The organism is Frankia sp. AgKG'84/4, assembly GCF_023242965.2.
GTDB lineage: Bacteria > Actinomycetota > Actinomycetes > Frankiales > Frankiaceae > Frankia.
In genome coordinates this window covers 1-3275 of sequence record NZ_JALKFU020000584.1, presented here as the reverse complement: position 1 = coordinate 3275, position 3275 = coordinate 1, and the positions used below count along the sequence as shown (strand labels likewise).

Sequence of the window (3275 nt, the reverse complement as noted above, 5' to 3'; positions counted from 1 at the left end):
CCGCGCGGGTGCGACCGCGCGGCCGCTGGTTCAGTCGCCGCCGAGGCCGGCGGCCTCGAAGGCGCGCAGGGATGGCTTGATCGTCGCCGTCGGGCCGCCGGTCTCGACGAGCGGGTCGAGGGTCTTCAGGCCGTCGCCGGTGTTGTAGATGACGGTCTCGGCCGCGGGGTCGAGCAGGCCTTCGCGCAGCAGCCGGCGCAGGTTCGCGACGGTGACGCCGCCGGCCGTCTCCCCGAAGATGCCCTCGGTGCGGGCCAGCAGCCGCATGCCGTCGATGATCTCCGCGTCGCTGACGTCGGTGATCGCTCCACCGGTGCGCCGGGCGACGTCCAGCGCGTACGGGCCGTCGGCCGGGTTGCCGATCGACAGTGACTTCGCGATCGTCGACGGGCGCACCGGGGCGACGGTGTCGACGTTGCGGGCGAAGGCAGCGGCGACCGGGTTGCAGCCGGCCGCCTGGGCGCCGAAGACCTTGTACGGCGTTGGCTCGACCAGCCCGAGGCGGCCGAGCTCACCGAACGCCTTGTCGACCTTGGTGAGCAGCGAGCCGGACGCGATCGGCACGACGACCTGCTCGGGCAGCCGCCAGCCGAGCTGCTCGGCGACCTCGTAGCCCAGCGTCTTCGAACCCTCGGCGTAGAACGGCCGGACGTTGACGTTGACGAACGCCCACTCGTACTCACCGGCCAGCTCGCTGCACAGCCGGTTCACGTCGTCGTAGTTGCCCTGGATCGCGACGAGGGTCCCGCCGTACACGCCGGTGGAGACCGTCTTGCCCGCCTCCAGATCGTGCGGCACGAGCACCACCGAGCGAAGCCCGGCACCGGCCGCGTGGGCGGCGACGGACTGGGCGAGGTTGCCGGTCGAGGCGCAGGCCACGGTGGTGAACCCGAGTTCGCGGGCGGCGCTGAGCGCGACCGAGACGACGCGGTCCTTGAACGAGTGGGTGGGGTTGGCGCTGTCGTCCTTGACGTAGAGCGTCTTCATCCCCAGCTCGGCGGCCAGCCGCGGCGCCGGGCGCAGCGGCGTCCAGCCGGCGCCGAGGGACACCCGGCGGGCCGGGTCGTGACCGGCGGGCAGCAGCCCGACGTAACGCCACAGGTTCGCCGGGCCGGCCTCGATGGACTCCCGGGTGACCCGGGCGAGCAGATCCGGGTCGTAGGCGATCTCCAGCGGGGCGAAGCACTCCACACACACGTGGCTCGGGGAGAGCGGATAGGTCGCCCCGCAGTGGCGACAGGCCAGGCCTACGGCGGGATTGGCGACATCCTGGGCGGGGCCGGCGGCGCGCTCGGGCGCGAGAGTCATGCGGAAGCTCCTCATCTTTCCCGGGCAACCTGCCACGGGCCGGAATTAGCACCTGCCCGCGCACGTGATGCGGGTGGTTGCCGGGGCTTCGCTGGGCCGGTCCCTCTGCCCCTCTGGATGAGCCAGATGAAGTTGTCTGTCCGTACTGTAGTCCGAGTGCCGGCGATCGTGTACCGGTGTTTCGCGGTTCACGGCGAGGCCGGCGGTGCGCCGCGGCCGGTGCCGCGCGCCCGGGGTCCGGCGGACGCGCGGGCCAGGTTCCCTCCGGAGACCAGGAGTTCATGACAGTGGGCATTCGCGTCATCTACACCGATCTCGACGGGACGATGGTCGGCCCGAAGGGCTGCTTCTTCCGCGCCGAGGGCGGGGCGGGCACGGTCGAACCGGCCCGGGCGCTCACCGAGCTGCACGCCGCCGGCATCGATCTGGTCCTGGTCAGCGGCCGGACCCGGCCGCAGCTCGTCGAGGCGGCGCAGATCTTCGGCGCGGCCGGCTGGATCGGCGAGCTCGGCGCGATCGTCGGCTGGAACGACGGCCGGGACAGCACGCTGCTGCGCGGCGCGATGCCACCCGAGCTCGACCAGGTCCCCTCCGAGCTGCTCGACCGGTTGATCGAACGGCACCCGGCCCACCTGGAACTGCACACCCCGTGGCACGCCGGCCGGGAGGTCGACGTCATGCTGCGCGGCCGCATCGACGTCGCGGAGGTCGACGCCTGGCTCGCCGAGATCGGCTTCGGCTGGCTGAGCATGCGGGACAACGGCCTGATCTCCCCGGCGCACATGCCGCATCTCGGCGGCCAGCCGCACGTCTACCACCTCGTTCCCGACGGTGTCGGCAAGGGCGACGCGGTCGCCTACGACCTCGAGCGCCGGGGGATCGACCCGGCCGAGGCGATCGCCATCGGTGACTCCGCGAGCGACCTGCAGATGGCCCTGCACGTCGGGCGGATGCATCTGGTCGCCAACGCGCTGCGCCACCCGCATATCGCCGAGCTGCTGACCCGCCACGACAACGTCACCGTCGAGGCGGCGCCGGTCGGCGCCGGCTGGGCGAGTGCCGTGCGGTCGGCCATCGGTCCCTGAGTGCACCGGCGGCCGGCCCGATTCCGGCCGGCAGGCCCCGGCGGATGGCCTACCCTGCGCAGAGTGCAGCGGATGCCGGGAGCCGAGCAGAGCACGTCCGCCACGCCCTCGCCGCACGCCCCGCCCGGGACGGCGCGGGTGCTGGTCGCCTCGAACCGGGGGCCGGTGGCGTTCGCCAGCGGCCCCGATGGCGAACTGGTGCTGCGCCGCGGCGCCGGCGGCCTGGTCAGCGGCCTGAGTCAGGCGGCGGCCGACGCTCCGGCCGAGGCCAGGCCGATGGTCTGGGTGTGCGCGGCGCTCTGTGACCCTGATCGGCGGGCGGCCCGGGCCGCTCCCGGCGGACGGCTCGACCTCGCCGGGTACGACACCGGTGGGGCGGCCGTCCGGATGCTCGACGTCGATCGGACGGTGTTCGACCGGGCCTACAACGCGGTCGCGAACCGGGTGCTGTGGTTCGTCCAGCATCTGCTGTACGCGCCGGCGTCGCAGCCGGTGTTCGGGCCGACGTTCCGCCGGGACTGGGCGGCGTACGAGACGTTCAACGCGATGTTCGCCGAGGCGCTGGCGGACGAGGCCGCGCCGGGCGCCTCGGTGATCGTGCAGGACTACCACCTGACGCTCGTCCCAGGGCAGTTGCGTCGGCTGCGCCCGGACCTGCGCATCGCCCACTTCAGTCACACGCCGTGGGCACCGGCCGGGTACTTCCGGATGCTCCCGGACGACGTGGGTGAGCAGATTCTGCGCGGCATGCTCGGCGCCGACCGGATCGGGTTCCTCACCGACGCGTGGGCCGACGCGTTCGAGGAGTGCGCCCGCGGCCTGCCCGGGGTCCGGGTCGGGCCGCGGGAGCTGGTCGTGGCGGCCCCGGCGGCGCCCGCGGCC

Annotated in this window: 3 protein-coding genes and 1 riboswitch; of the genes, 2 read left to right on the top strand and 1 reads right to left on the bottom strand. The window is 73.4% G+C overall.

Annotated elements, in window-relative coordinates; all coding sequences use genetic code 11:
* Positions 1–30: 30 nt before the first annotated feature.
* Positions 31–1308 carry a threonine synthase gene (gene thrC / locus MXD58_RS23560; protein WP_248839197.1) on the bottom strand — a complete coding sequence of 426 codons (1278 nt, stop codon included), beginning with the start codon at positions 1306–1308 and terminating at the stop codon, positions 31–33.
* Positions 1309–1316: 8 nt separating this feature from the next.
* Positions 1317–1432: riboswitch (SAM riboswitch) on the bottom strand.
* A 163-nt stretch (positions 1433–1595) separates the two neighbouring features.
* Between thrC and MXD58_RS23555 the strand changes: the two genes are divergently transcribed.
* Positions 1596–2393 carry an HAD hydrolase family protein gene (locus MXD58_RS23555; protein WP_248839224.1) on the top strand — a complete coding sequence of 266 codons (798 nt, stop codon included), beginning with the start codon at positions 1596–1598 and terminating at the stop codon, positions 2391–2393.
* Between the two features lie 72 nt (positions 2394–2465).
* The coding region (locus MXD58_RS23550; protein ID WP_250609938.1) for a trehalose-6-phosphate synthase at positions 2466–3275 on the top strand (810 nt) is incomplete at its 3' end.